This is a genomic window from Saccharopolyspora sp. NPDC045941 (assembly GCF_056431445.1).
In genome coordinates this window covers 15,351-40,665 of record NZ_JBWKKU010000018.1, presented here as the reverse complement: position 1 = coordinate 40,665, position 25,315 = coordinate 15,351, and the positions used below count along the sequence as shown (strand labels likewise).

Here is a 25,315-nt window from a genome sequence, read left to right as displayed (position 1 = left end):
CGGCGCGCTACCCAGCCGCCGATGCGAGGGGCGCGGCGGTGTTGAGCCCGGGCAGGCTGTCGAGGTGGGCAAGGGCGTCGTAGAGGCCGATGACATCGGCGTATTTGGCTTGCAGGTCGAACAAGGCGGCATCGTGCGGGCCTTGCGCTCGGTCACCGCAGGCTTCGCGCACGACGAGGGTGTTGAAGCCGCACTGCACGGCATCGACCGCGGTGGCGCGGACGCAGCCGGAGGTGGTGGCGCCGCAGACGAGCAGCGTGTCGGTGCCCAGGCTGGTCAGCAGGGTGGCCAGGCCGGTTCCGTGGAATGCGGAGGCGCCCTTCTTCAGGACGAGGTGGTCGCGGGCGTGCTGCTCGAGCCGGGGATCGAGAGCGACCTCTTCGCTTCCTTCCCGCAGGGCTCGCATGCCCGGTGCTTTGCGGAGCCAGGCTATGGAGTCACCGTCGGCCTCGGCGGGCGTGTAGCTGATCGCGGTGTAGATCACCGGCACGTCGTGTTGCCGGGCCGTGGTCGCGAGGACGGCCGCCGCAGTCACCTCCCGGGTGAGGTCGGATCCGGAGGCGAAGCCGGGTTCGGTGAATCCGCGGGTCAGGTCGACCACGACCAGTGCCGGGCGGCTGCCGCGGGGAACAGCGGCGCCGAACCCGGCCCGGTCGTAGGTGGCATCGGTCTCGGCCCCGTGCAGGCCGGCGGATCGGTGGTCATCGACGGGCACGCTGCAACTCCTTGATCAGTTTGTCCTGGGTGCGGATCCGGCCGAGCAGCCAGCCCTGGAAGAACCCGAGCGCTGCGGCGGCCGCCAGCGCGGCGTATCGCCGGGTCTCGGGTGGAAGCAGCATCGCCAGCCCGTCGAGGCTGTCGTTCGCAGCGGGGCTCGCGGCCGGAGCGGGCGCGACGCCGTTGCTGCCCGGGGTTCCGAGGGCCGGTTCCGAGGCTGCGGTGCTCGGCCCCTGCTGCAGTTGAACGGCGAGGTTTCGGGCGAACTGGTCGAGCAGCCGGTTGGACACGGTGCTGATGGCGCCTTTGCCGAACTGGGCGAGCTTTCCGCGCACGGACAGGTCGGTGTGCAGGTTGAGCGTCGCTCCCCCGGGAGCTTCGAGCACGGTCAGGGTGACATCGGCCTCGGCGTCGCCGTTGCCGTGGCTGTCCGCTCCCCGCGCGAGCAGTCGCAGCCGGCGATCAGCGGCGGCGACCTCGCTGAACCTCACCGTGCCGGCGTACGCGGCGCTGATCGGGCCGACCTTGAACTTGACGCGGCCGCGGTAGGTGTCGCCGTCCCGCCCGTCGAGGGTCGCGCCGGGCAGGCAGCCCGCCACCCGCTCGACGTCGTTGATCAGGGTGAACACGGCATCCGGGTCGGCCGGGACTTCGAGTTGGTTTTCCAGGATCACGGTGTCGCTTCTTTCTCGGCAGGGATGCCGGCCGGGCAAGCAGGTTCGGTGTCCGAAGTGGACCGACGGCACTCAGCGGTCGCGGCGATCGCGTCGACGATCGTCTGGTAACCCGTGCAGCGGCACAGGTTGGCCGAGACCGCCTCGCGGATCTCTTCGCGGTCGGCGTCCGGCTGCTGCGCGAGGAAACCCTCGGCGAGCATGAGGAATCCGGGAGTGCAGAACCCGCACTGCAGTCCGTGGTGGTCGCGGAAGGACCGCTGCAGATCGGAGAGCTCCCCGTCCTCGCCGAGCGACTCGACCGTGCGGATGTCGCTGTTCTCGGCTTGTACGGCGAACATCAGGCACGCCCGCACCGGTTCGCCGTCGACGAGGACTGTGCAGGCCCCGCACACCCCGTGCTCGCATCCGACGTGGGTGCCGGTGAGCCCGAGGTCGTGGCGCAGGGCGTCGAGCAGGGTCTTCCGCGGTTCGACGAGGGCCTCGTGCGTTGCACCGTTGACGTTCAGCCCGATCAGGTGTCGCTCGCTCATGACGGGGTGGTCGCCTCCTCTCGGCTGGACAACTGCGGGGAAATGGCCGCGTCCAGCGCGGCCAGCACGGTCTGCGGGTGCACGGGCGTGATGTCGAGTTCGACTCCGGTGTGGCGCAGTGCGTCGTTGATCGCGTTCAGCACGGCGGCCGGCGCACCGATGGTGCCGCCCTCGCCGGCACCCTTGGCGCCGCTTTCGGTGAAGGCGCAAGGTGTTTCGAGGTGGGTGACGGTGATGTCCGGGATCTCCGTCGCGGTCGGCACCAGGTAGTCGATGAAGCTGGCGGCCGAGGGCTCGCCGTTGTCGGCGTAGGTGACCTCCTCGAACAGGGCTCCGGCGATGCCCTGGGCGATCCCGCCGCGGCACTGGCCATCGACGACCTGCGGGTGGATCACCACTCCGCAGTCCTCCACGCAGGCGTAGCGCAGGATCTTGATCTGGCCGGTGCCCGGATCGGCCTCGACGACCACCGCGTGGGTGGCGTTGGAGAACGTGCCGTCACCGGCGACGTCGAAGCTCGCGGTCGCCGTCAACGTCGGTTCGACGCCCTTGGGCAACAGGTGGCTGCGCAGATAGGCCACGTCCGCGATGTCCTCGAAGGACACTCGCTGCGCGGGGTCGTCGATCTGGACGACTCCCCCATCGCCGTCTAATCGGACGTTGTCCGGGCGTGTCTTGAGCAGGTGCGCGGCGATGATGCACAGCAGCTCGCCGAGCCGTCTGGCCGCGACGGACACGGCCGACCCGCCGATCGTCACCGACCGCGAGGCGAAGGTTCCCCATCCGTAGGCGATGCGCTCGGTGTCGCCCTGCCGCAGCTTGACCTTGTCCAGGTCCAGTCCCAGCCGGTCGGCCACGATCTGGGCGAGGGTCGTCTCATGCGACTGCCCGTGGTTCATCGTGCCGCTGGTGACCACCACCGACCCCGTGGTGTCCATCCGGATCTCGGAGACGTCGAAACCGGGGACCACCTGCATCTTGCGCTTGGCGAAAGCGTCGGACCCGTAGCCGGTCCGCTCCGAGAAGCAGCAGTAACCGATGCCGATGTGCCGCCCCTCGGCGGCGGCCCGCTCCCGGAACCCGTACCAGCCCTCATCACGGAGGGTGGCCTCGGCGAGGTCGAGCGATTCCCGGTAGGTGCCGGGATCGTAGGTGACGTCGTTGACGCCGGTGTAGGGGAATTCGGTGATCACGTTGCGCCGGCGGATCTCGACCGGGTCGATGCCGAGTTCGCGCGCAGCGCGCTCCATGACGCGTTCCATCGCCATGACGTACTGCGGACGGCTGACCCCGCGGTAGGGCGCGGTCGGCGCCTTGTTGCTGGTGATGGCGCGGCCGCGGACCCGGTAGGCGGGCACCTGGTAGACGCCCGGCATCTCGGCGGAGGCCATCAGCGGTTCGATGCCGGCCGTGAACGGGTAGCAGGAGTAGGCGCCCATGTCGCAGACGACGTCGACGTCCAAGGCGGTGATCCTGCCGTCGGCGTCGAACGCCGCGCGGGTGCGGTAGCGCTGCTCTCGGGCCAGGAATGCGGCGGTCAGCGCCTCCCGGCGGTCCTCGATCCACTTCACCGGGCGGTCCAGCTTCCGGGCCGCCGCTGCGACCGCGATCTCCTCGCGGCCGACCACGCACTTCTGGCCGAATCCGCCGCCCATGTCGGGGACGGTGACCCGCACGGTGCGCTCCGGAACGCGCAGCGAGCGGGCCAGCACCGTGCGCACCTGGTGCGGGACCTGCGTGCAGGTCTGCACCAGCAGCTGGTCGTCGCGGTCGTCCCAGGAGGCGACCACACCGCGCGTTTCCAGCGGCAGCGCGTTCTGCCGCCCGCTTCGCGTGACGACCTCGACCACGCACCCCGGTCCGGATTCGGCGGTCTCGAACGCGGTGTCGACACCGGGTGTGTCGAACATCGACACGTCGAGGAGGACGTTCCCGGGTGCTTCCTCGTGCACGAGCGGTGCGTCCGCGGCGAACGCGGTCTCCTCCGAGACGACCGCGCCGAAGGGTTCGTAGGTCGCCACCGCGGCTTCGATGCCGTCTTCCACGCTGTAGGGGTCGCGAGCGATGACCACGGCCACCGGTTCGCCGACGAAGCGCACCTTCTCCTTGGCGAGGATGGGCATCGCGGTGGGGGCGAACTCCTCCGGCGGGCGATCGAGCAGCGCCACGATGTCGCCGAGGTCGAGGTCCTCAGCGGTGTAGGCGGCGACGACGCCCTCGACCTCGCGGACCGCGGAGAGGTCGATGTCGAGGATCCGGCCGTGCGCGACGGTGGAGCGGACGAAACCCGCGTGCAGCATCCCGCTCAGCTGGACGTCGTCGATGAACCGCCCCCGACCGCGCAGCAGGCGGGGGTCTTCGCGCCGGGGGACGGCGGCCCCGACCCAGCGCTTCCCGTCGGACTGCGGAGATCCGTGTCGGACACCGGTATCGCGTCCGGTCATCGCGTCTCTCCTTTCTCCCACGCCTCGTGCAGGGCCTGGGCGACGAGCGTCCGGGTGAGCCGACGGCGATAGGCGCCGGTACCCGCTGCGTCGTCGGGTGGATCGATGGCCGCAGCGGCGGCCTCCCCGCACGCGGTGAACAGATCCGGTCCGGGGACACTCCCCGCCAGCACGGCCTCGGCCTCGGGTACCCGGATGGGCGCCGGGGCCACGCCGCCGAGCACCACCCGACCTCCGGTCAGCGGACCCGCTCCGGCGACGGGGTCCGGGTCGAGCGCGACCGCTGCGTCGACGGTCGCGAAATCCCCGTGGCGGCGGGCGAACTCAGTGAGCGCGGCTCGCGGCGCCGGGCGCGTGAAGCGCACTTCCACGACGACCTCGTCGGGTTCGACGGCCGTGGCGTAGAACCCGTAGAACATCTCCGCGGCCGGGATCTCCCGTTGCCCGTTCGGGCCTTCGGCGACGATCACGGCATCGAATAACAGGGCGAGCAGGCACCACTCGGCGGTGGCGTCTCCGTGCACGATGCTGCCCGCGACGGTGCCGCGCGAGCGGATCGGCAGGTGGCCCACCCACCGCATGGCCCGGGAGATCGCGTCGAACTCCGGCCCCAAGGTGTGGCCGGCGGTCTCGACCGCACGATGGGTGCTCAACGCCCCGACCCGGAGTTCCGGGCCGTCGCGCCGGATCGAGCTCATCGCCGGATCGCGGCGCAGCAGTCCCATGTCGACCAGGACCGTCGGCCGGGCGAGCCGGAAGTTCATCATCGGTATCAGGCTCTGGCCGCCGGCGATGAGCTTCGCCTCCTCGCCCGCTGCGGCGAGTTCGCCGAGCAAGCCGACGGCATCGGCGACGTCATGCGCCCGGTGGTAGCTGAACGCAGCGGGCTTCACGCGGTCAACCTCCTCGTTGTTGGATGCCTGGAACGGATTTTCGCCGTCAGTGCGCCGAAGTCTCCGTAGTGGCAGCGGCTTTCACGACCGTCGGCTCGGCACCGAGATCGGTGATGCGGTCGAGTTCGCGACCTCGGGTCTCCGGCGCGGCGACCATCATGAACACGACCGCGGCCACCACGAGCACACCGAGCACTGTGAAGGTCAACGGCAGGCCCAGCACCGGCCACAGCACGCTGCCGAACAGCAGCGGGGCGAAGCCGGTGACGGCGCGGCTCGACGACGACGCCCAGCCGAAGCCCGAGGCGCGCAGCTCCGTCGGGTAGAGCTCGGAGACGTAGGCGTACATGACCGGGATGACCACCAGGGCGAACAGACCGAAGGCGCCGATCGCCACGACCGCCAACGCAGGCGTTCCCAGCAGCAACGAGAACACCACCAGCATCACCGACATGATCGGCCCCGCGGTCGCGATGACCCGCTTGCGGCCCACCCTGTCCACGACGAGCACCGCCAGTGCGACGCCGACGATGCCCACCGCGTTCATCAGCGCGGTCGAAGCGAAGGCCGCGATCTCGCCGAAGCCCTCCGCCTTCAGGATCGACGGCATCCAGCTCAGCGCGGCGTAGTACACCAGCATCACGCTGGTGAACAACGTCCACGACACCGCAGTGATCCGCGGGTTGAAGGCCCACACCCGGCGAAGCTGGTCGAACGCTGCCGCCAGTGCCCCACCGCGAGTGTCCTCCACGACCGCCGCCGGAATCACGTAGGGCTCCGGCTTTGCTCCGGTGCGCCGGACGAGATCGTCGATGACCGCGCGAGCTTCTTCCTCACGGCCCTTGCGGACCAGGTACAGCGGAGACTCCGGAACACCGCGTCGCACCCAGATCAGCAGAAGCGCCGGCAGGATCATCAGCACCAGCATCCAGCGCCAGTTCCCGTGCACCGGGACCAGCAACGTCGCCGAGACACCTGCCAGCGTGGTCCCCACCGGCCACCAGCCGTCCATCGCCGAGAGCACCCGTCCCCGTTGCCGGCGGGGTGAGAACTCGCTGACGATCGCGTAGTCGACCGGGATGCACCCACCGAGACCGACGCCGGCGAGGAAGCGCAGGAGCAGGAAGATCTCGAGGTTCGGCGACAGCGCCCCGACTGCGGAGAACAGCGCGAAGAGCAGCAGCGTGATGCTGAACGCCCGCTTGCGGCCGATGCGGTCGGCCACCGTCCCCCAGGCGACCGCACCGACCGCCATGCCGATCAGGTTTGCGGTGGCCACCAACCCCTTCTGGCCCGGTGACAGCCCGAACTCGGTCCCCACCAGCGGGGTGAGGAAGCCGTTCAGCGCGACGTCCCAGGCATCGAACATGTAGCCCAGTCCGCCGATCAGGAAGATCTTGCCTTGCGCGCTCCATCGCCAGGGCAGGTCCTGGACGACTTGGTCTCCGGTACGCATGAGTCACTCCGTTGTGCTGTAGCGGCGTCACGCGTCAGCGTGCGAACTGGTAGTGGATGGATTCGGTGTCCGGGTCCGTGAGCGGGCTGCCGTTCCACAGCCAGTCGTAGGACACGTCGGACTCACCATCGAAGCGACGCAGCTTGTCGTCGCGTTCACGCTGCTCCGGGCCATCGGGCAGGTGGTAGAAGCTCATGTTCTGCAGGGACGCATCCTGGACCATGCCCGCGTGCTTCGCCCGTCGATCGACGTAGCGGACCAGGGCCGCCTCGATCCCGTCGCGAGTCACCCGGCCGAGCTCCTCCGCGAGCACGGCGGCGTCCTCCATCGCCTGGGAAGCGCCCTGCGCCTGGTAGGGCAGCATCGCGTGGCAGGCATCGCCGAGCAGGGCGACCCGCCCGTCGACCCAGACCGGGTCGCGGCGCCGGCGGTACATCGCCCACACCGACACGTCCTCGTCCTTCGCCTTGGCCAGCACGGCCGGAACGCGGTCGTCCCAGTCCTCGTACTCCGCGGCGAGCTGCGCCGCGGTCGCCGGGCCGCTCCAGTCCCGGGCGATCTCCTCGGTGCACGGGACGATCGCGACGATGTTGAGGTACTGACCGCCGCGGATCATGTAGTGCACCAGGTGCTTGTCCGGGCCGTACCAGATCGTGGAGTGGAAGCGGTCCACCAGGAACCGGGTCGCCGGGTCGGCGGCCACCAGGTCGCCGGGGATCAGCGCGCGGTAGGCCATCTCCCCGGAGAACTCCAGGGTGTCGTCGAATTCCGCCAGGTCCCGCACCGCGGACCGGATGCCGTCCGCCCCGATCACGAGATCCCCGGCGAACCGGCGTCCATCAGCGGTCAGCACCGCCGGGCGCGCCGGATCGGTGCGATCGAGATCGACCACCTGCGCCGAGGTGGCGACCTCGACCACCGGGCCGGGCCCGGTCGGGTCCAAGCACGCCTCCAGCAGGACGCTGTGCAGGTCGGCGCGGTGGTAGTGCCAGTAGGGCGCCCCGTACTGGTCGATCACCCGCTGCCCGAGCGGCAGCTGGGCGATGATGCTCCCGTCGGCCCAGCGACGGCGGACCTGGTCCTGGGGTTCGGTGCGCACGCGCTCCAGCTGAGCGCGAAGCCCCAGCCCGATCAGGATCCGGCTGGCGTTGGGCGCGGTCTGGATTCCCGCGCCGATCTCCCCCAACTGCGCCGCCGCCTCGACCACGGTGACCCGCAGGCCGCGCTGCCGCAGCGACAGCGCGGCGCACAGGCCTCCCAAGCCGGCACCGACAACAACGACTTCGAACGACTGGCTCGCAGCCACGCTGGCCTCCTCGTCCTCGCCGGATCCCGCGTCGGATTCAGGTGATCCGAACACGTACTATCCGGATATGCAAGGTCTTGTTTGAAAAGGTTTTGTTCGCAGGTGATTACCGCTTGATGCGCTTCTGATCAGCGCGAAGAGGGCGCAGGCGATCAGGATGCGGACGGGCGAGCACGAGCTCGCACCGGGTGAATACGCGCAGCGCAGCCCGAGGAGCCGGGACGCCCCGCCAGAGGGCGGTCCCGGCCACGAGCGTCGCGCGCCGGAGGCTCAGACCGCGTGCGTCGGCACGCCCGGGGTGGCGATCGCTCCGCTGAGCAGCTTGCCCGCACCGGGCACTCGGGGTTCGAGTCCGAGTTCGGACAGGATCCGGAAGGTGGTGGCGGTCGCGGCCGAGAGCACCGGGATCCCCACCTCGTCCTCGACCGGCTGGATCGAGGGCAGGGACGGCATCTGCACGCAGGCCGACAGGACCAGCGCGTCAGCGTTGGACAGGTCGAGCTTGCGGTAGTGCTCGCGCAGATCGGCCGGATCCAGCCGCGCCACAGCGAGGTTGTCCGGCACCTCCAGCGAGAGCGCGTCCACCACCTCGATCCCGGCGTCCTCGATGTAGTCCGCCACCGCCTTGGTCAGCGGCTTCATGTACGGCGTCAGGATCGCGACCTTGCGCGCGCCCAACGCACCGATGCCGGACAGCAGTGCACCAGCACTGGAAACGACCGGGGCATCGGACCCCTCGGCGCGCAGCGCGCGGGTGATGTCGTCCTCCGCGGTGCAGTGGTAACCCGGCCCCTGCGCCATGATCGCCACCAGGCACGCGGTGGCCACGACCGCCGGGCGAGCGTCGGCCAGTTCCGCCGCCGCTCGTTCGGCCTGCGCGTTCATCGCCCGCAGTTGTTCCGGGGTCACGTGCTGCATCCGCGCCCGCGCGGAGTGGAAGATGAACCGGTCCCCCGGATCGACCTCCTCCCGAGCTCGCAGCATCCGCGGCAGCTCGGTCTCCATGGTGAGGTTCGAGCTGGGCACGATCATTCCGATGTGGTGCTCGCGCGCCGCCGCGCCCGCGCTCATCGCCGACCGACCGGGCGCATCTCGGCAACGGTCAGCTCGCCCGCGTCGACGATCAGCTCGTCGTCGAGGTACAGCGAGTTGCCGCGCATCGGGATGTCGAAGTGGCAGGCGGTGTCGTTCGGGCCGCCCAGCTCGTTGTTCGGCCCGATGGAGAACATCACGTTGCCGTAGAAGCTGCGCAGCTCCATGCCCATCCCGCCGGGGAACTGGGTCAGGCCGTGCCAGTGGGCACGCTCGTCGAGACCCCAGCCGACGTGGCTCATGCCGTAGCCACGCGGGTCGTCGAAGCTCTCGATGTACGAGCGCAGCAGGTCCGCGTCCAGCCCGGACGACCCGGCGCCGCCGCGGATGTCCCGGATGAAACCCTTCTCGATGGTGATCTCCACCGGGGTCTGCACGTAGGTGTTGAACGGCAGGAGCACGTCCCCCGGCGAGAGCACGATCTTCCCGTCGACACCATCGTCGGCTCCGCCGGTGAACACGAACGCGGCCGGCCAGTGGTCCCATCGACCCGGAGTGTCGGTGTAGCCGTACTCCGACAACGTCGGGTACATGCCGAGCTGGTAGGTGACGTCGGTACCGGCCGGGCTGGTGATCCGCATCGTGCTCGCCTTGGCCAGCAGCTCGGCGCCGATCTCCACCCGCTCGCGCAGTTCCTCGGTCGGCATCAACCGGGCGAGCAGCTCCGGCGGCTCGACGGCGGTCAGGATTCGGACTCCGGCGTCCTGGATGGCGAACTGCTCCTTGCTGAACAGCAAGAAGGTGCAGTCCACGACCATGTCGACGCCCTTGAGGGCATCCACGGCCTTGGGGATGTTCCCGAGGCCGGAGTCGCCCACGGCCCACGCCCCCGCGGCGCTCGCCGGCGAGGGCAACCGCATGTGGAACGCCGCAGCTCCCAACTGCTGAGCGGCCCACAGGAACGCGTCCGCGTACTCCGCACGCTCCCCGCCTCGGGTGAGCACGACGACCGTCTCACCCTCGTGCACGCCGGACAGGCGCAGTTGCTGCAAGCAGATGTCGTTGAACAGGTTCTGGTCCACCGTTGACCACCTCCGCATATAATCCGAGCACGGATTATCCGAGCACGCAAGAGTTGTTTTCGTGGAGCCCGTGTGCACCCGAACCTGCGAGCAAGATCCACACTTCGGCAACGGCGCTTGCACGCGTCACGCGCGAGAACAACCCCGGCTACACGCCGAGAGCCGGTCAACCAGATGACATGGCGGACAAGATGATTCCCTTGCACAGCCCCGAGTTGCGCCGACCAGGCGGGCCGCACCTGGACGAGCGCGACCTGGCTCGGATCGCACCGGAGCGACCTGGATCCATCCCGGCCAAGCCAGTCCTGTACCAGCACAACCATCCGGGCACGTATTATTAATCGGCACCTAACCCGGGTGCCGAGCTGCATGGGAGGAACGCATGGGGGAGCCAGCGCGCACGGACCGACGTGTTGCAGATACGTCAGCCGTCGCTCCGGCACCACCCGCCGACCTGCTGGCCGCCCCCGGCTACGGTGCCCGCCGGCTGTACCAGGCCTACCTCGCCGCCTGGAACCGGCACGTCGACTCGGTGCTGACCGGTCCGCAGTTCGCGGTGCTCTCCGCCGTCCGCGCCTATCCGGGCAACGACCAGAGCTCGCTGGCCGGCGCCGCCGCGCTGGACACCTCGACGATGGCCGACCTGTGCCGCAGGCTCGAGCGACGAGGTCTCATCCAGCGCATCGAATCCCCGCGCGACGCCCGGCGCAAACTCCTGTCCCTCACCGAGGAAGGCGAGGCAGTGCTCACCCAGGTGCACCACCGGGCCCGGCAACTGGACGAGGCACTGCTCTCCGACAGCGACATGGCCAGCGACGCCAACATCGCAACACTGCTCAACGCACTCGGCGCCCGCTGGGAAGCCGTCGCAGCATTCGAAAAACTGGACTGAGCACGACCGCTGTCACGAATTGCTCAGCCACCGGCCCCACCCCGCGCAGTCGCATCCTCGGATGGCATGCACGGAGCGGGGCCGCGAACATCGTCTGGACCGGGGCCGAGACTCGTCGGGCCGCCGGTCGTCGTCGGAGAGAGCTGCGGAAACCTAGCCGGCGTTTGCGATCTTGACCAGCATCTTGCCGGTGTTCTCGCCGCGCATCATGCCGAGGAACGCCTCCGGGGCATTGCGCAGGCCCTCGACGACCGTCTCCCGGTAGCTGATCTTGCCCTCGCGCAGCCAGCCGCCGACCTCGGCGAAGAACTGGTCCTTGCGGTGCGCGTGGTCGATGACGATGAAGCCCTGCAGCTTCAGGCGCTTGGAGACGATCTTGAACAGGTTGTTCGGGCCGGGCTTCGGCTCCGCGTTGTTGTACTGCGAGATCATGCCGCACTCCGCCACTCGGCCGAAGTCGTTGAGCACCTCGATGGCGGCCTCCAGGTGCTCGCCGCCGACGTTGTCGAAGTAGACGTCGATGCCGTCGGGCGCGGCGGCCTTGAGCTGCTCGACGACCGGGCCGTCGTGGTAGTTGAACGCGGCGTCGAAGCCGAGTTCGTCGACGAGGTAGCGGACCTTCTCGGCCGACCCGGCGCTGCCGATCACCCGGGAAGCGCCGCGCAGCTTGGCGATCTGCCCGGCCAGCGAGCCCACCGCCCCGGCCGCGCCGGAGATGAACACCACGTCGCCTTCCTTCTGCGCGGCGATGTCGGCGAGCCCGACGTAAGCGGTCATGCCGGGCATGCCGAGCACGTACAGGTAGGCGCTCAACGGCGCGACCTGCGGGTCGACCTTCACGGCGTGCTTGGCGTCGAACGTCGCGTAGTCCCGCCAGCCGAAGTAGTGCAGCACGAAGTCGCCGGGCTGGAAGCCCTCGGCGTTGGCGGCGACGACCTCGCCGACCGCGCCGCCCTGCATCGCCTTGCCCACCTCGAAGGGCGGCACGTACGACCTGCCCTCGTTCATCCGCCCCCGCATGGCCGGGTCGACGCTCATCCAGACGTTGCGGACCAGCAGCTCGCCCTCCCCCGGCTGCGGCTGCTCGACCTCGACGACGTCGAAGTTCTCCTGCGTCGGCCAGCCCTTCGGGCGGGACGCGAGGCGGATCTCCAGGCCCTTGCTCATCGTTGCTCCTCCATCGGTGCGGTCGACACCGACCATACATAAAGTGTCAGTCGCTGCCAATTGTCGCTACGTGACTTATGTCGTCCTCTGGCATAATGACGGACATGAGTGTCCCGACCGACCAGGGTGGCCTGCGCGCCCGCAAGAAGCAGCGCACGCGGGCCGCGCTGATCGACGCGGGCCTGGACCTGTTCCTCACGAAGGGCTACGACGCGACGACCATCGACGAGATCGCCGCCGAGGTGGAGATCTCGTCGCGCACGTTCTTCCGCTACTTTGCGGGCAAGGAGGACGTCGCGCTGGCCAAGGGCGACGAGTTCGACGAGCTGGTGCTCGAAGCCCTCGCCACTCGGCCCGCCGCCGAGCCGCCGCTGCTCGCCCTGCGGCACGCGGTGCTGGCGATGATCCACGAGGCCGCTGCGGGTGACGGCGTCCGCCGGTTCCTCCAGGTCCAGCACCTGATCAACAAGACACCGGCGCTGCTGGCCGGAAACCTGCGCCGCGCGGCGGGCAGCGAAGAGCGGCTGACCACCGAGATCGCCACGCGACAAGGCGTCGACCAGACCCACGACATGCGGCCCCGGGTGCTCGTCGGGATGGTCTGCGCGGGCCTGCGCATCGGCCTGGAGACGATGTGCGCCGACCCGCGCCGCGACCTGGAGCGGCTGGTCGAGCTCGTCGAGGAGGCCATCGACCTGGCCACCGCCGGGATCCCGCAGCGCTGGGGCGACGACCCGCACACCTGGTGAACGCGCGGCTCAGAGCCTCGGCCAGGGGCGCTGCGCGGGGCGGAGCTGCTCGTACGCCCTGGCCAGGGCGAGGGTCCCCAGGTCGTCGAAGCGCTTGCCCGCGATCTGCAGGCCGATCGGCAGGCCCTCCGGGGTCCAGCCGCAGTTGACCGACACCGCCGGCTGGCCGGACATGTTGTAGGGCAGCGTGAACGCGATGTGCTCCATCGCCCGCATCGGATCGCCCGTCGGGTAGGCCTGCTCCGCCGGGAAGGCCGGGATCGGCGCCACCGGGGACAGCACGTAGTCGAAGTCTCGGGCCACCCGGTTGGCCGCCACCGAGATCGCGTCCATCTGGCTGAAGCCGTGGAACACCTCGGCCGCCGAGACGTCCTCGGCGCTGGTCGCCCACTGCGCGATGCCGGGCAGGATCTTGGCGCGGCGCTCGGCGGGCAGCGCCGAGATGTCGGTGTACGACCGGAAGCGCCAGAACAGGTCCATTCCGTCGAGCATCTCGCGGGACAGGAACGGGTCGATGGGTTCCACCGCCGCCCCTGCGGAGGCGAACAGCTGCGCCGCGGCGGTCACGGCGGCGGTGACCGCGGGCTCGACCGGCAGCCCCACCCGGTGGTCGAGCAGCAGGGCGATGCGCAGGCCGCGCACGTCGCGGTCCAGCCGCGTCCAGTCGACGTCGGCCGGGGGAAGCGCCGTGTGGTCGCGCTCGTCCGGGGCCGACAGCACCGACGTCAGCAGCGCGGCATCCGCGACCGTGCGGGTCAGCGGGCCGATGACCCGGCCGGGATACGGCGGCGAGACCGGGATGCGGCCGAAGCTGGGCTTGAGCCCGACCACCCCGCACCAGCCGGCGGGCAGCCGGATCGAGCCGCCGATGTCGGTGCCCACGTGCAGCGGCCCGTAGCCCGCGGCGGCCGCCGCGCCCGCCCCGGCGCTGGAACCGCCGGGCGTTCGCGTCAGATCCCACGGGTTGCGGGACAGGTCGTGGAAGCTCGACGCGCCCGAGGAGAGCATGCCGTAGTCGGGCATGGTGGTCTTGGCGAAGATCACCGCACCGCTCTCGCGCAGCCGTGCGGCCGCGGGCGCGTCGTCCGCGGCCGGGATCAGCTCGGTGGCCGCGGTGCCCTGCGGCACCGGCGTCCCCTTCGTGGCGATGTTCTCCTTGAGCGTCACCGGCACCCCGTCCAGCGGCCCGGTCGGTTCACCGGCGTGCCATCGCCGTTCCGACGCCCGGGCCGCGGCCCGGGCACCTTCGGGATCCGGCGCGTAGAGGGCGCACAGCTTGGGCTCGCGGGAATCGACGCGCGCCAGCACCGCGTCGATGGCTTCGACCGGCGAGGCCTCGCCCGCCCGGTACGCCGCCACCAGATCCACGGCCGGGAGGTCGGCCAGCTCTGTCATGCCACGTCTCCTCGTTCGCGTCCGAAGCCCCGAGTCTCGGCCAGCGCGCAGCGCGAGGAAAGTTGGCAACGTGTCCACACCGGGGGCATGAACCGTGCACAACGTCAGTTGACTCGCGCCGGCCGCCGCGGACCGCGGCCGGTCCACTGTGGATTCCGCGCGTCGGTCCGGCCGAAGTGGATGCCCGGCCGGACCGGCGGTGAACTCCGCGGCTCAGCTCGGGCGGCGCGTTCGGCCCCGGGCCCGCAGCTCGACGTTCGGCAGTTCCGGCGCGGGCAGCGCCGGGCCGCCGTAGCCGTGCACGACGCCGAACCGGCCGTCCGGGTCGGCGGCCGCGCGGCCGTGCTCCCACTCCGCCCTGGCCTGGGCGACCTCGTCGTGCGAGCGCCCGACGAAGTTCCACCACATGACGATCTCCTCCTCGAACGGGACGCCGCCGAGAAGCATCGCCCGCGCCGGGCCGTCACCCCGCACCGAGAGCTCGTCCCGGCCGCGCCCGAGGTAGAGCATGTTGCCGCGGGCCAGCGGCCGGTCGTCGACGGAGACGCCGTCGGAGACCGCCAGCACCGCGTGCTCGAACTCCGGCTCCACCGGTAGCCGCAGCGTGCGGCCCGCCGCGATCGACAGGTCCGCGCCGACCAGCGGCGTGTAGGTCCGCGCGGTCGACTCGGCGCCGGCGAGCGCGCCCATCAGCACCGTCACGGCACCGTCCGCCGTGGACAGCACCGGCAGGTCGGCGTGGTTCTCGAAGTGCGGGGCGACGTCGCGCCGGTCACCGGGCAGCGCCACCCACAGCTGCACGCCGTGCAGGACCGGGCCGTGGCCGACCGGCGACTCCTCGGAGTGCGAGATGCCGAAACCGGCCGTCATCAGGTTGAGCTCGCCCGGCCGCACCAGCTGCTCGCTGCCCAGGCTGTCGCGGTGCAGCACCTCGCCGTCGAGCAGCCAGCTCACCGTCTGCAGGCCGGTGTGCGGGTGCGGCGGCACCTGCATGCCCGGCGCCCCGGCGATGTCGGCCGGACCGTAGAAGTCGGCGAAGCACCAGGCACCTACCATGCGCCGGTCGCGATTCGGCAGGGTCCGGCCCACCATCATCGCCCGCGGGCCGCCCAGCGGTACGGTGCGCGGTTCGAGGAGTTCGCATTCCCGCCCGGCGGCGGTCGCCACGCCACCGCAGCGCAGTTCGGCCGGATCGTGTTCCACGTTGCTCACCCGGCCAGCCTCCCCCATCCCGGGCTGCGTGCACAATCGACGGGACCGATGCCGATCGCTCTGGAGGCAGAACGTGACCAGTCCGACCAAGCCCGAGGTCGTGGACAACCCCGACGCCAAGCGGTTCGAGATCCGCGCCGACGGCGAGCTGGCCGGTTTCGCCGAGTACCGGCTGCGCCCCAAGTCCATCGCGTTCGTGCACACCGAGATCGACTCCCGGTTCGAGGGCCGCGGCCTGGGCAGCGCGCTCGTCCGCACCGCGCTGGACGACGTCCGGGAGCGGGGCCTCGCGGTGCTGCCGTACTGCCCTTTCGTCCGCCGCTGGATCAGCACGCACCCGGACTACCAGGACCTCGTCCCCGCCGACAAGCGCGCCGAGTTCGAACTTTGACAGTCCTTTGTGGTCAGTCCGGATGGTGAGCGGGGCGGCGCGGCGGGCCTAGGCTGGTGGTGGACCGGAAATCGAGACAACACCGATCGGAGCGCACGTGTCGCAACCGTCCCCTCCCCGCCGCGAACTGGGCCGCAGCGGCCCGCTGGTGAGCGCCATCGGCTATGGCGCGATGGGCCTGTCCGGGGTCTACGGCGCCGCCGACGACGCCGAGTCGGCCTGGCTGCTCGACCAGCTGGTCGACCTCGGCATCAACTTCCTGGACACCGCCGACGTCTACGGCGAAGGGCACAACGAGGAGCTGATCAGCGGCCTGCTGGCGAAGCGCCGCGACGAGGTCGTGCTGGCCACCAAGTTCGGCGCGAACAAGGAGACCGGCGGCGGCCGCCCCGAGTACGTCCGCCAGGCGGTCGAGGCCAGCCTCACCCGCCTGGGCACGGACCGCATCGACCTCTACTACCTGCACCGGCTCGACCCGACCACGCCGATCGAGGACACCGTCGGGGCGCTGGCCGAGCTGGTGCAGGCGGGCAAGGTGCGGTACCTCGGCCTCTCCGAGATCAGCGCCGGCACGCTGCGCCGCGCCCACGCGGTGCACCCGATCACCGCGGTGCAGCAGGAGTACTCGCTGTTCACCCGCGACCCGGAGGCCGAACTGCTGCCCGCGCTGCGCGACCTCGGCGTCGCGCTCGTCGCGTACTCGCCGCTGGGCCGCGGCGTGCTGACCGGCGCGTTCAGCGACATCTCGGACGTCGAGAACTTCGAAGTCCGCAAGAAGCGGTACCCGCGCTTCGAGGAGGAGAGCCTCCGCCACAACATCGAGCTGACCCGGCCGCTGCGCGAGCGCGCCGCGGACCTGGGGATCACCCCGGCGCAGCTCGCGCTGGCCTGGCTGCTCGCCCAGGGCGAGGACGTGGTGCCGATCCCGGGCAGCCGCCGGATCGAGCGGGTGGAGGCCAACATCCACGCCGCCACGACGCGGCTGGATCCGGCGGTCGTGGCGGAGCTGTCCGCGAAGTTCCCGCCCGGCGCCGCCGCCGGCGAGCGCTACACGCCCGCCGGGATGGCCCGGCTGAACCGGTGACCGCTCACCCGACGGTCGCGCCGAAGACCAGCCCGAGCAGGTAGGTCACCGCCGCTGCCCCCGCCCCGATGGCGAGCTGCCGCAGGGCGCGGGGCAGCGGTGCCGCACCGGAGAGCACGCCGACGGTCGCGCCGGTGAGCATCAGCGCGAGCCCCACCAGCACGGCGGCGACCAGGACGGCGAAGCCGCCGGAGAGGCCGAACGCGAACGGCAGCACCGGGACCAGCGCGCCGGAGGCGAAGAAGACGAAGCTGGAGATCGCCGCCTTCGCGCCGGTTCCGACGACCTCGTGGTCATCGGTGGACTTGTCGGCCGGCGGCACCGCCGGTTTGGGATTGCGCAGCAGCGCGTCCGCGCGGCGCTGGGCCTCCTCGGCGGACATCCCCCGGGCCCGGTAGACCAGGGCCAGCTCGTTCGCGTCGACGTCGAGGTAGGGCACCACGGCGCGGGCATCGGGATTCGGTGCCGCCGCTGCCAGCAACTCCCGCTGGGAGCGCACCGAGATGTACTCGCCGGCCCCCATCGACAGCGCGCCGGCCAGCAGCCCCGCCAGGCCGGTGAGCAGCACCGTCGAGGTCGGCACGTTCCCGCCGATGACGCCCAGCACCAGCGCCAGGTTGCTGACCAGGCCGTCGTTGGCGCCGAACACCGCTGCCCGGAAGGTGCCCGACACGCGGGCGCGCCCGCGCGCGGCCAACGCCCGCACCACTTCTTCGTGGATCCGCTCGTCGGCGGCCATCGCCGGCGGCGCGTCGCGGTCGGAGCCGTACGGCGAGCGGCTTTCGGCGCGCTGCGCCAGGGCGAGCACGAACACCGACCCGAACCGCCGGGCCAGGAACACCAGCAGCCGCATCCGGAACTGGCCGCGCCGCACCGGCCCGACCTCGTCGCCGAGCAGCGCCTCCCAGTGGGCGGCGTGCCGTGCCTCGGCCTCGGCGAGGCCCAGCAGGACCTCCCGCTCCTCACCGGAGCGCCGGGCGGCCAGTTCCCGGTAGACCTCGGCCTCCTCGCGCTCGTCGGCGAGCCGTCGCCGCCACCGGCGCACCGACCGCGCATCGGCCTTGCCCGCTCGAGATCCGCTGTCCTGCACGCGCCAAGCCTCCCAGCAGAGATCGCCGTCTTCCACTCGAAGCATAGGTCCACTGTGGATTTTCAGCGCCGGATGGGCAGCAGCTCCATCGAATCCGCGAGCACCCGGCGCGGCGTCGGCGGTGGTGGCGCCTCGGACGCCGGCCAGCCCAGCCGCAGCATCAGCTGGGGGTGGCCGGCCCCGCCGAGGACCGTCTCCCGGACCCGATCGCGCTCCTCGCCGACCTCGCCGAGGTGGTTCAGCGGGCAGCCGACCAAGCCGTCGCGTGCCGCGGCCAGCAGGACCGCGCTCAGCGCCTCCCCCACCGCCAGCCAGCTGTCGACGCCGTCGCCGCGGGTGGCCAGCACCGCGAACACGGCCTCATCGCCGAGCACCGGGAGCACCGGCTCGGGATCATCGAGCTCCGCGATCGCGCTCTGGTACGCGGCGGATTCCCGGAACTGCCCGGCCTGCCGCAACGACTCCAGCACGACCGAACGGTGCTCGGCGGCCCGCACCAGCACGCCGTGCTCCGTCTCGGCGGCGGCGCGCAGCTCCGTCAGCAGCTCGGGGGCGACGAGCTCCGACCGGAACGACCGCCGCTCGGTGCGCCGCTGCCCCGCCACGCCGGCGAGCGCGACCAGCTCCGGGGACACGTGATCGCGCGGGCTGAACTGGATCGACGCCAGGTGTCCCGGCTGGGCCGGGTTCGGCAGCCGGTGCACCAGCGCCCGCCAGCCGAGCGCGGCGAACGCGACCCGCGCGTGGTGCAGCACGGCACCGCAGCTGATCACCTGCGCGCGCCCCGTCGGGTCGAGCACCTCCGGCAACCGGGACAGGTCCAGGAACAACTGCACCGATCGCTCGGCGAGCAGCCACCGCCACGGTTGGCAGTTGTGCGCGGAAGGCGCCCGGCACGCCAAGGACAGCGCCGAGCACACGGTGTCGTACGACGGTGCCGAGACGCGTGTCATCCCAGCGCCAGCAGCCGCCGGACGCGGCGCGGCAGGCGCGGCAACCATCCGTCGCCGAACCTGCGGCGCGCTCCTCGCGGACGTTTCCCGATGATCGAACCGAACACCACCACCACGACCTCACGCACTCCGGACGGGCCACCATCGTTCGCACGACCGGGCTTATCGGTCCAGAGCAGAAAGTCACGGCGGTCGAAGCCGAGCGGCTGCGCCGCTTCGAGAGCGAAGACCTTCAGTCGCCGAAGGCCGGGGGGCGCTTCTCCAGGAACGCCCGCATCCGCTCGCGCGCGTCCGCGGTCTGCGACGTCGCCGCCATCACCTCGGTGGCGATCGCGTACGCGTCGGCCTCCGGCCGGTCCAGCTGCGCGTAGATGGTCTGCTTGCCGACCGCCTTGGCGTGCCTGCTGCCGCGGGTGGCCCGGGCCAGCAGCGCCTCGACGGCCGCGTCCAGCTCCGCGTCGGGCACCACCTGGTTCACCAGGCCCCACCGCTCTGCGGTCGCGGCGTCGACCAGGTCGCCGGTCAGCGCCATCTCCATCAGCCGCTTCCGGCCGATGGATCGGGCCACCGGCACCGCCGGGGTGTGGCAGAACCAGCCGCCCTTGCCGCCGGGCAGCGCGAACCCGGCCGACTCGGCGGCCACCGCCAGGTCGCAGGTCGCGACCAATTGGCAGCCGGCCGCGACCGCCGGGCCGTGCACCCGCGCGATCACCACCTGCGGGACCGCGTGGATGGTGCGCATCAGCGACTCGCACAGGCGCAGCAGCTCGCGCATCCCGGCCAGGTCCCGGTCGGCCATGTCGCCGAAGTCGTGCCCGGAGCTGAACACCGGGCCCGCGCCCGCCAGCACGATCCCGGTCGCCTTCGTCTCGGCGGCCGCTTCGAAGGCCCGGCGCAGCTCGGCGAGGTGCCCCGCCGACAGCGAATTGCGGGTCTCGGGGCGGTTCATGGTGATCCGGACGGTCGCACCGTCCTGTTCGGTCAGCAGGTGCTGGTACTCCGGGTTGCTCATCGATGCTCCAGGGAACTCGACTCCGTCGTCGTTATCCCGAGCCTCGCACAGCGAACACCGCCGCGGCACCCACCTGGCGGGGCAGCCGCAGAATGGGTCCATGTCGGGTTTCGAGACGGACCGGCGCACGCCGCCGGGGTTGCCGCAGACCGCCGACCGCGCCCTGCAGGTGCTGCTGGCCTTCGACCGGGCGAGGCCGGAGTGGGGTGTCACCGAGGTCGCCACCGAGTTCGGCCTGCACACCTCGATCGCGCAGCGGCTGCTGGCGACGCTCGCGCACCGCGGTTTCCTGGTGCAGGACACCGCGAATCGCCGGTACCGGATCGGCCCGGCCGCGCTGCACCTCGGCCGGATGTGGGACCAGGCCGGCGCCCTGGACATCCTGGTGCGGCCGCTGCTCGCCGAGCTCGCCGAGGCGACCGGGCACAGCGCCCTGCTGGCGCTGCCGGACAGCGCGCACATGCGCTGCGTCGTGGTCGCGGAGGGCGCCGACGGCAGGCTGCGGGACTACCCGCTGACCAACGAGCTCTACCCGGCGCACGCCGGCGCCACGAGCAAGTCCTTCTACGCGTTCCTGCCCGACGAGCAGCGGTCCCGGATCTTCACCGACCGGCCGCTCGCCCGCTTCACCGACCGCACGGTGACCGACCTGGCCGAGCTGGAGGCGCAGTTCGCCGAGGTCCGGGCGAATGGCTGGGCCTACACCGTCGGCGAGTACGACCTCGGCGTGGCGACCCTCGCGGTGCCGGTCTTCCTGCGCGACGAGCCCTACGGGAGCGTGAGCGTCGGCTGGCTGTCCGAGCAGTACCGGCACGACCCCTCCGAGTGGGTGGAGTTGCTGCGCGAGGTCAGCTCCCGCGTCAGCCTCCGCCTGACCAGGCCGATCCCCCGGCGGCATCGGCGCGGCCGGTTGTGATCGGCGGTCGGATGTGATCGGCTTCCCCCACGCGGGTGAGAGGCCGCGCGCGCGGGCCCGGTAGGGTCTCGTCGGCGCCGGGGGCCGGACAGGAGGCTGATCTCATGAATCGCAAGGCCGTGATCGTGATCGTGGTGCTCCTGGTCGTCGTCTGCGGCTCGCTGCTGGTGCGCGACCCGATCGGGGCGGCGGACGTGGTCCGGTCCGGGTTCGACATGCTGGTGTCGGCGATCAGCGCCATGGTCAACTCGCTGACCACCTTCCTCCAGCACCTCTTCGCCGGCAGCTGACCGGCCGGGCCCCGCGCGACGGCCGACAATTCATTCACCAACTGCGCTGTCCGATATTTATCAACCTGCCGTCATCCGTGTTGGGTGAAAACGTCGCCATGATTCATTTCCGGCACCTGAAGAAGCGGACAGGAATATAAAAGGATCGCACCCAATACCCACTTGCCCAACACCGGAAACGGGCTTTGGAAAAAGCTAGGGACCAAATACCCGGATCCCTGCGGGCGCCGCGGAAGCCATGCCGCAAAGACGAAAAAATCCGTCCGGCCAATGCGAAAGTCGGCTTGTCCTCCCCGGGACGACCGCTTAGGGTGGGAACCGGTCACATCGAGGAAAGAGCCGGCCGAGGTCAGTGCCAATTGACATCGGCTACTGGGGAAGACCGACTCACCGGCGAAGTGGCCCGGCGCGGGGGAAAAGATTTCCGGCCGGTCCGCATGCCACAAAGCTCCCATCGGGCGTACGTTCGATCCAGGGCCCAGATCGAGCTGCCCGGATGGCATGCGGATGACTGGAATTCCCAAGCGCTGCGTGCAAGCGCGCGCCGGATCGCACGATCCGGCACGCGACGTGCATCGATTCCGGAAATGGTGATGGGAATGCAGATCAAGGATTCGTTCAGGTTCGACCGGTTCCGCAGCAACTGGGGCGGAGGCGGCTGGGGCCGCGGCTGGGGCTGGGGCGGTTGGGGCTCCGGCTGGGGCTGGGGCGGTTCCGGCTGGGGCTGGGGCGGCTGGGGCGGCTGGTGGGGCGGCTGGGGCTGCTAGTGACCCCTGACGTCCACTGGACCGTTTCGTCATCGCGTAGCTCCCACCCCGCGGGGGTGGGAGCTACGCCCGTGCATGGGGGGTGAGGATTTGCCGGGCTTGGTGAACTGGCTGTTCCGGCCGGCCGACCGGGACAGCGAAGGACTCGTCGAGCGCGCGCCGACGGTGCGGCTGCGAGAAGTCTTCCGCCGCTTCTGGCCGGATGCGCGGCAGTACCGCGGCTGGCTGCTGCTCAGCCTGGTGCTGGTGCTGGTGGCGCCGCTGCTGGACGCCGCCGCGATCTGGCTGTTCAAGGTGCTCATCGACGACGTGCTCACCCCGCGCAATTTCTCCCTCTTCCCAGCCATCGCCGCGGCGTACGCGGTGATCACGCTGGTCTCCGGCACGCTGGACTTCTGCGGGCAGTACCTGGCGACGTGGATCGGCGAGAACTTCCTGAACAAGTTGCGCACCAAGGTCTTCGCCCACCTGCACACGCTGTCGGTCGGGTTCTTCGACCGCAGGCGCATCGGCGACACGCTGTCCCGGCTCACCGGTGACGTGGCCGCCATCGAGGGCCTGGTGCTCTCCGGCGTCGCGCAGACCTTCGCCTCGGTGGTGAAGGTCCTGCTGTTCGCCGGCGTGCTGTTCTACCTCGACTGGCTGCTGGCCCTGGTGTCCCTGGTCGGGGCGCCGTTGTTCTGGGTCGTCGCCAAGTTCTTCGCGCGGCGGATCCGGGAGGCCTCCCGCGAGGTCCGCGGCCGCAGCGGCTCGATCGCCACCGTCGCCGAGGAGAGCCTCGGCAACGCGCCGCTGATCCAGGCCTACGGGCGGGAGCAGTCGGAGATCGACCGCTTCGCCAGGCAGAGCCGCGGCAACGTCGCCGCCGCGCTGTCGTCCGTGCGGGTCGGCGCGCTGTTCTCCCCGCTCGTCGACGTGCTGGAGGTCATCGGCGTGATGGCGATCCTCGGCGTCGGCATCTACGAGCTGTCAGCCGACCGGATCACCCTCGGCGGCCTGCTGGTGTTCCTGGTCTACCTGTCCCAGCTCTACACACCGGTCCGCAGCCTCGGCCAGCTGTCCAACACCGTCTTCTCCGCCGCCGCCAGCGCCGAGCGCATCATCGACCTGCTCGACCAGCGCCCGCTGGTGCAGAACCCGGCGCACCCGATCCCGCTGCCGCGGCGGGTCACCGGCCGCCTGGAGGTCGACCGGGTCACCTTCCGCTACCCCGACACCGCCGACGACGTGCTGCACGGGGTGAGCTTCTGCGCACTGCCCGGCCAGACCACCGCCGTGGTCGGCGCCAGCGGCGCGGGCAAGTCGACCCTCACCAAGCTGCTGCTGCGGTTCTACGACCCCACTCACGGCCGGATCCTGCTGGACGGCACCGACGTGCGGGCCGTGGACATCGCCGCGTTGCGCGCCAACATCGCGATCGTGCTGCAGGAAACGCTGCTGCTGGACGGCACCATCGCGGACAACATCCTGGCCGGGCGCCCGGACGCCAGCCGCGAACGGCTCGTCGAAGCGGCCGAAGCGGCCGACGCGCACGAGTTCATCCAGCGGCTGCCGGAGGGTTACGACACCCGCGTCGGGCAGCGCGGCCGGCTGCTCTCCGGCGGTCAGCGGCAGCGCATCGCGATCGCCCGCGCGATGATCCGCGATGCCCCGATCCTGCTGCTGGACGAGCCCACCACGAGCCTGGACGCCGAAGCCTCGCGGCGGATCCTCGCGCCGCTGCGGCGCCTGATGGCCGGTCGCACCACCATCGTGATCTCGCACAACCTGCTCACGGTGCGCGACGCCCAGCAGATCATCTACCTCGACCGGGGGACGATCACCGAGGCCGGCACCCACCACGAGCTGCTGGCCAACAACAACGGCTACGCCCACCTCTACCAGCTGCATCACCCGGAGACTCCGGCCGAGCCGGAAGCACCGGCCCGGCCGGACGGCCGACTGCCCAACAACTAGCGCCAGGACTCGCCGCGGCGCCGGGCGCGCAACCAGCGCTGCCCGACGCCGGCGAGCCGCTTCCCCTTGCGCACCAACAGGTTCTGGTTGACCAGGTGCTGCTGGTACCGCCACGGCGGCTGCACGCTGTGGCGGCCGGCCATCGCGAAGGTGAAGTCCACCGCGCCGCGGTCGGTGTAGCGGTCGATGTTCTCGAACCACGCCATGCTGGTGCGCGCGGCGGTCTGCGCCAGGCGCAGCTGGGCATGGCCCTCTTCGTCGAACTCCTTCAACGCGGCGGTCGTGTCGCCGTGGTCGAACAGGTACTGCGCGAGCACGATCGCGTCCAGCATCGCCAGCCGGGTCCCGGAGCCGATCGTGAAGTGCGTGGTGTGCGCGGCATCGCCGATCAGCACCATGTTCCCGTGCAGCCAGGTCTGGTTGTAGACCTGGGTGAACCGCTGCCACGCAGCGGGTTTCCCGCGGGACTGGCTGATCAGCGAGCCGCCCTGCAGCGGGCCCGCGAAGATCCGCTCCAGCAGCGCGACGGTGTCCTCCGGGCCCATCTGGTCCAGGCCCAGTCGTCGCCAGGTGGTGTCCTGGCATTCGACGATGAAGGTGCTGATGCCGGCGCTGGAGGGGTAGGCGTGGAACCAGATCCAGCCCTCGGGTGTCTCTTCGAAGTCGAAGGTGAACATGTCGAAGACCCGGTCCGTGCCCAGCCAGATGTAGGGGTTGCGGCCGTGGTCGATCTGGGTGCCGAACTCCTCGGCGTAGTGCTGGCGGGTGCGGCTGTTCGCGCCGTCGGCGACCACGATCAGGTCGGCGTCGGCGAACTCCGACAGGTCCTCCGCGGCGTGCTCGTAGCGGACGTCCACGCCCAGCTGGACCGCCCGCTCGGCGAGTATCTCCAGCAGCGGCGCGCGGTTCACGCTGTACCCGTATCCCCCGAGGTATGCCTTGTCCCGGCCGCGCATAGCGACGACCTGCTCCTGCCACAGCGTCGAGGCGGCGCGGATCCGCTCCGCGCTCTCCCGGTCGTTGCGGTACAGGGTGTCCAGCAGGTTCTCCCAGTACACGACGCCCCAGCCGTAGGTGGCTCCCGGCGGGTCCCGTTCGATCACGGTGATGTCGTGCCCGGCGTCCCTCATCTTGGCCGAAATGGCGAAGTACAGGCCGGCGGGGCCGGCTCCGATGCACACAATTCTCACAGCACGACCTCCTGATAACAGGCGGGCAGCTGCGCAGACGCACCGGGAGGCACGCCGTTGTCCGCGTGACGCCCTCGTTGTACACCGCCGCCGGGTTGGTCGCACTCCCACCCG

General features: G+C 70.7%; 25 protein-coding genes. 8 read left to right on the top strand and 17 right to left on the bottom strand.

All coding sequences use genetic code 11. From position 1 onward, the window contains the following. Window positions 1–7 precede the first annotated feature (7 nt). From AC07FN_RS16805 to AC07FN_RS16765, 9 genes are all read right to left on the bottom strand, one after another. Window positions 8–715 (bottom strand): isochorismatase family protein, encoded by a 708-nt coding sequence (locus AC07FN_RS16805; protein ID WP_478396429.1) that lies wholly within the window; start codon window positions 713–715, stop codon window positions 8–10. After that, window positions 702–1,391, bottom strand: a complete 690-nt coding sequence (locus AC07FN_RS16800; protein WP_478396428.1) for an SRPBCC family protein — start codon at window positions 1,389–1,391, stop codon at window positions 702–704. The genes AC07FN_RS16805 and AC07FN_RS16800 overlap by 14 nt, the downstream gene beginning before the upstream one ends. After that, window positions 1,388–1,924: a (2Fe-2S)-binding protein gene (locus AC07FN_RS16795; RefSeq protein ID WP_478396427.1), complete on the bottom strand. Its 537-nt coding sequence runs from the start codon at window positions 1,922–1,924 to the stop codon at window positions 1,388–1,390. The genes AC07FN_RS16800 and AC07FN_RS16795 overlap by 4 nt, the downstream gene beginning before the upstream one ends. Further along, window positions 1,921–4,368 (bottom strand): xanthine dehydrogenase family protein molybdopterin-binding subunit, encoded by a 2,448-nt coding sequence (locus AC07FN_RS16790; protein ID WP_478396426.1) that lies wholly within the window; start codon window positions 4,366–4,368, stop codon window positions 1,921–1,923. Before AC07FN_RS16790 ends, AC07FN_RS16795 begins: the two co-directional genes overlap by 4 nt. Next, entirely contained in the window at window positions 4,365–5,261 is an 897-nt protein-coding gene (locus AC07FN_RS16785; RefSeq protein ID WP_478396425.1) for an FAD binding domain-containing protein, read from the bottom strand. Before AC07FN_RS16785 ends, AC07FN_RS16790 begins: the two co-directional genes overlap by 4 nt. A gap of 46 nt (window positions 5,262–5,307) precedes the next feature. Beyond that, window positions 5,308–6,717 carry an MFS transporter gene (locus AC07FN_RS16780; RefSeq protein ID WP_478396424.1) on the bottom strand — a complete coding sequence of 470 codons (1,410 nt, stop codon included), beginning with the start codon at window positions 6,715–6,717 and terminating at the stop codon, window positions 5,308–5,310. A 34-nt stretch (window positions 6,718–6,751) separates the two neighbouring features. Continuing rightward, window positions 6,752–8,023, bottom strand: coding sequence for an FAD-dependent monooxygenase (locus tag AC07FN_RS16775; protein WP_478396423.1), 1,272 nt, complete (start codon window positions 8,021–8,023; stop codon window positions 6,752–6,754). Between the two features lie 270 nt (window positions 8,024–8,293). Next, window positions 8,294–9,094 (bottom strand): maleate cis-trans isomerase family protein, encoded by an 801-nt coding sequence (locus AC07FN_RS16770; RefSeq protein WP_478396422.1) that lies wholly within the window; start codon window positions 9,092–9,094, stop codon window positions 8,294–8,296. Next, window positions 9,091–10,137 (bottom strand): 2,5-dihydroxypyridine 5,6-dioxygenase NicX family protein, encoded by a 1,047-nt coding sequence (locus AC07FN_RS16765; RefSeq protein ID WP_478396421.1) that lies wholly within the window; start codon window positions 10,135–10,137, stop codon window positions 9,091–9,093. The genes AC07FN_RS16770 and AC07FN_RS16765 overlap by 4 nt, the downstream gene beginning before the upstream one ends. A gap of 382 nt (window positions 10,138–10,519) precedes the next feature. On the opposite strand from AC07FN_RS16765, the gene AC07FN_RS16760 reads away from it, so the two are divergent. Next, window positions 10,520–11,029: a MarR family winged helix-turn-helix transcriptional regulator gene (locus tag AC07FN_RS16760; RefSeq protein ID WP_478396420.1), complete on the top strand. Its 510-nt coding sequence runs from the start codon at window positions 10,520–10,522 to the stop codon at window positions 11,027–11,029. Window positions 11,030–11,182: 153 nt separating this feature from the next. Here the strand turns inward: AC07FN_RS16760 and AC07FN_RS16755 are convergent, their stop codons facing one another. Further along, a complete protein-coding gene (locus AC07FN_RS16755; protein WP_478396419.1) occupies window positions 11,183–12,196 on the bottom strand; it encodes an NADP-dependent oxidoreductase in 1,014 nt (337 codons plus the stop codon). Between the two features lie 104 nt (window positions 12,197–12,300). Here AC07FN_RS16755 and AC07FN_RS16750 point away from each other — a divergent pair, with 104 nt between their 5' ends. Continuing rightward, window positions 12,301–12,945 carry a TetR family transcriptional regulator gene (locus tag AC07FN_RS16750; protein ID WP_478396418.1) on the top strand — a complete coding sequence of 215 codons (645 nt, stop codon included), beginning with the start codon at window positions 12,301–12,303 and terminating at the stop codon, window positions 12,943–12,945. Window positions 12,946–12,954: 9 nt separating this feature from the next. On the opposite strand, the gene AC07FN_RS16745 is transcribed toward AC07FN_RS16750, so the two are convergent. Both AC07FN_RS16745 and AC07FN_RS16740 read right to left on the bottom strand, forming a co-directional pair. Next, window positions 12,955–14,340: an amidase gene (locus AC07FN_RS16745; protein WP_478396417.1), complete on the bottom strand. Its 1,386-nt coding sequence runs from the start codon at window positions 14,338–14,340 to the stop codon at window positions 12,955–12,957. A gap of 213 nt (window positions 14,341–14,553) precedes the next feature. Next, entirely contained in the window at window positions 14,554–15,552 is a 999-nt protein-coding gene (locus tag AC07FN_RS16740) for a pirin family protein (RefSeq protein WP_452612625.1), read from the bottom strand. 73 nt (window positions 15,553–15,625) lie between these two features. Between AC07FN_RS16740 and AC07FN_RS16735 the strand changes: the two genes are divergently transcribed. After that, window positions 15,626–15,943, top strand: coding sequence for a GNAT family N-acetyltransferase (locus AC07FN_RS16735; protein WP_397525872.1), 318 nt, complete (start codon window positions 15,626–15,628; stop codon window positions 15,941–15,943). A 97-nt stretch (window positions 15,944–16,040) separates the two neighbouring features. Beyond that, window positions 16,041–17,027 carry an aldo/keto reductase gene (locus AC07FN_RS16730; RefSeq protein WP_478396416.1) on the top strand — a complete coding sequence of 329 codons (987 nt, stop codon included), beginning with the start codon at window positions 16,041–16,043 and terminating at the stop codon, window positions 17,025–17,027. Between the two features lie 4 nt (window positions 17,028–17,031). Here the strand turns inward: AC07FN_RS16730 and AC07FN_RS16725 are convergent, their stop codons facing one another. The 4 genes from AC07FN_RS16725 to AC07FN_RS16710 all read right to left on the bottom strand — a co-directional run bounded on the left by AC07FN_RS16725 (window position 17,032) and on the right by AC07FN_RS16710 (window position 20,082). Continuing rightward, the gene (locus tag AC07FN_RS16725; protein WP_478396415.1) at window positions 17,032–18,162 is read right to left on the bottom strand and encodes a VIT1/CCC1 transporter family protein; all 1,131 of its coding nucleotides are present in this window, start codon (window positions 18,160–18,162) and stop codon (window positions 17,032–17,034) included. A 17-nt stretch (window positions 18,163–18,179) separates the two neighbouring features. Next, window positions 18,180–19,070, bottom strand: coding sequence for an Acg family FMN-binding oxidoreductase (locus tag AC07FN_RS16720; RefSeq protein ID WP_478396414.1), 891 nt, complete (start codon window positions 19,068–19,070; stop codon window positions 18,180–18,182). After that, window positions 19,067–19,198, bottom strand: a complete 132-nt coding sequence (locus tag AC07FN_RS16715; RefSeq protein ID WP_268951841.1) for a hypothetical protein — start codon at window positions 19,196–19,198, stop codon at window positions 19,067–19,069. The genes AC07FN_RS16720 and AC07FN_RS16715 overlap by 4 nt, the downstream gene beginning before the upstream one ends. Before the next feature lie 104 nt (window positions 19,199–19,302). Continuing rightward, a complete protein-coding gene (locus AC07FN_RS16710; RefSeq protein ID WP_093267845.1) occupies window positions 19,303–20,082 on the bottom strand; it encodes an enoyl-CoA hydratase-related protein in 780 nt (259 codons plus the stop codon). 100 nt (window positions 20,083–20,182) lie between these two features. Here AC07FN_RS16710 and AC07FN_RS16705 point away from each other — a divergent pair, with 100 nt between their 5' ends. The 4 genes from AC07FN_RS16705 to AC07FN_RS16690 all read left to right on the top strand — a co-directional run bounded on the left by AC07FN_RS16705 (window position 20,183) and on the right by AC07FN_RS16690 (window position 24,011). Beyond that, window positions 20,183–20,998, top strand: a complete 816-nt coding sequence (locus AC07FN_RS16705) for an IclR family transcriptional regulator (protein WP_478396413.1) — start codon at window positions 20,183–20,185, stop codon at window positions 20,996–20,998. A 104-nt stretch (window positions 20,999–21,102) separates the two neighbouring features. Beyond that, window positions 21,103–21,288 carry a hypothetical protein gene (locus AC07FN_RS16700; RefSeq protein ID WP_132486206.1) on the top strand — a complete coding sequence of 62 codons (186 nt, stop codon included), beginning with the start codon at window positions 21,103–21,105 and terminating at the stop codon, window positions 21,286–21,288. 599 nt (window positions 21,289–21,887) lie between these two features. Continuing rightward, the gene (locus tag AC07FN_RS16695) at window positions 21,888–22,055 is read left to right on the top strand and encodes a hypothetical protein (RefSeq protein WP_478396412.1); all 168 of its coding nucleotides are present in this window, start codon (window positions 21,888–21,890) and stop codon (window positions 22,053–22,055) included. 102 nt (window positions 22,056–22,157) lie between these two features. After that, complete coding sequence (locus AC07FN_RS16690) at window positions 22,158–24,011, top strand: ABC transporter ATP-binding protein (protein ID WP_478396411.1); 1,854 nt, start codon at window positions 22,158–22,160, stop codon at window positions 24,009–24,011. On the opposite strand, the gene AC07FN_RS16685 is transcribed toward AC07FN_RS16690, so the two are convergent. Beyond that, window positions 24,008–25,201: an FAD-dependent monooxygenase gene (locus AC07FN_RS16685; RefSeq protein ID WP_478396410.1), complete on the bottom strand. Its 1,194-nt coding sequence runs from the start codon at window positions 25,199–25,201 to the stop codon at window positions 24,008–24,010. The genes AC07FN_RS16690 and AC07FN_RS16685 overlap by 4 nt on opposite strands. Window positions 25,202–25,315: the final 114 nt, after the last annotated feature.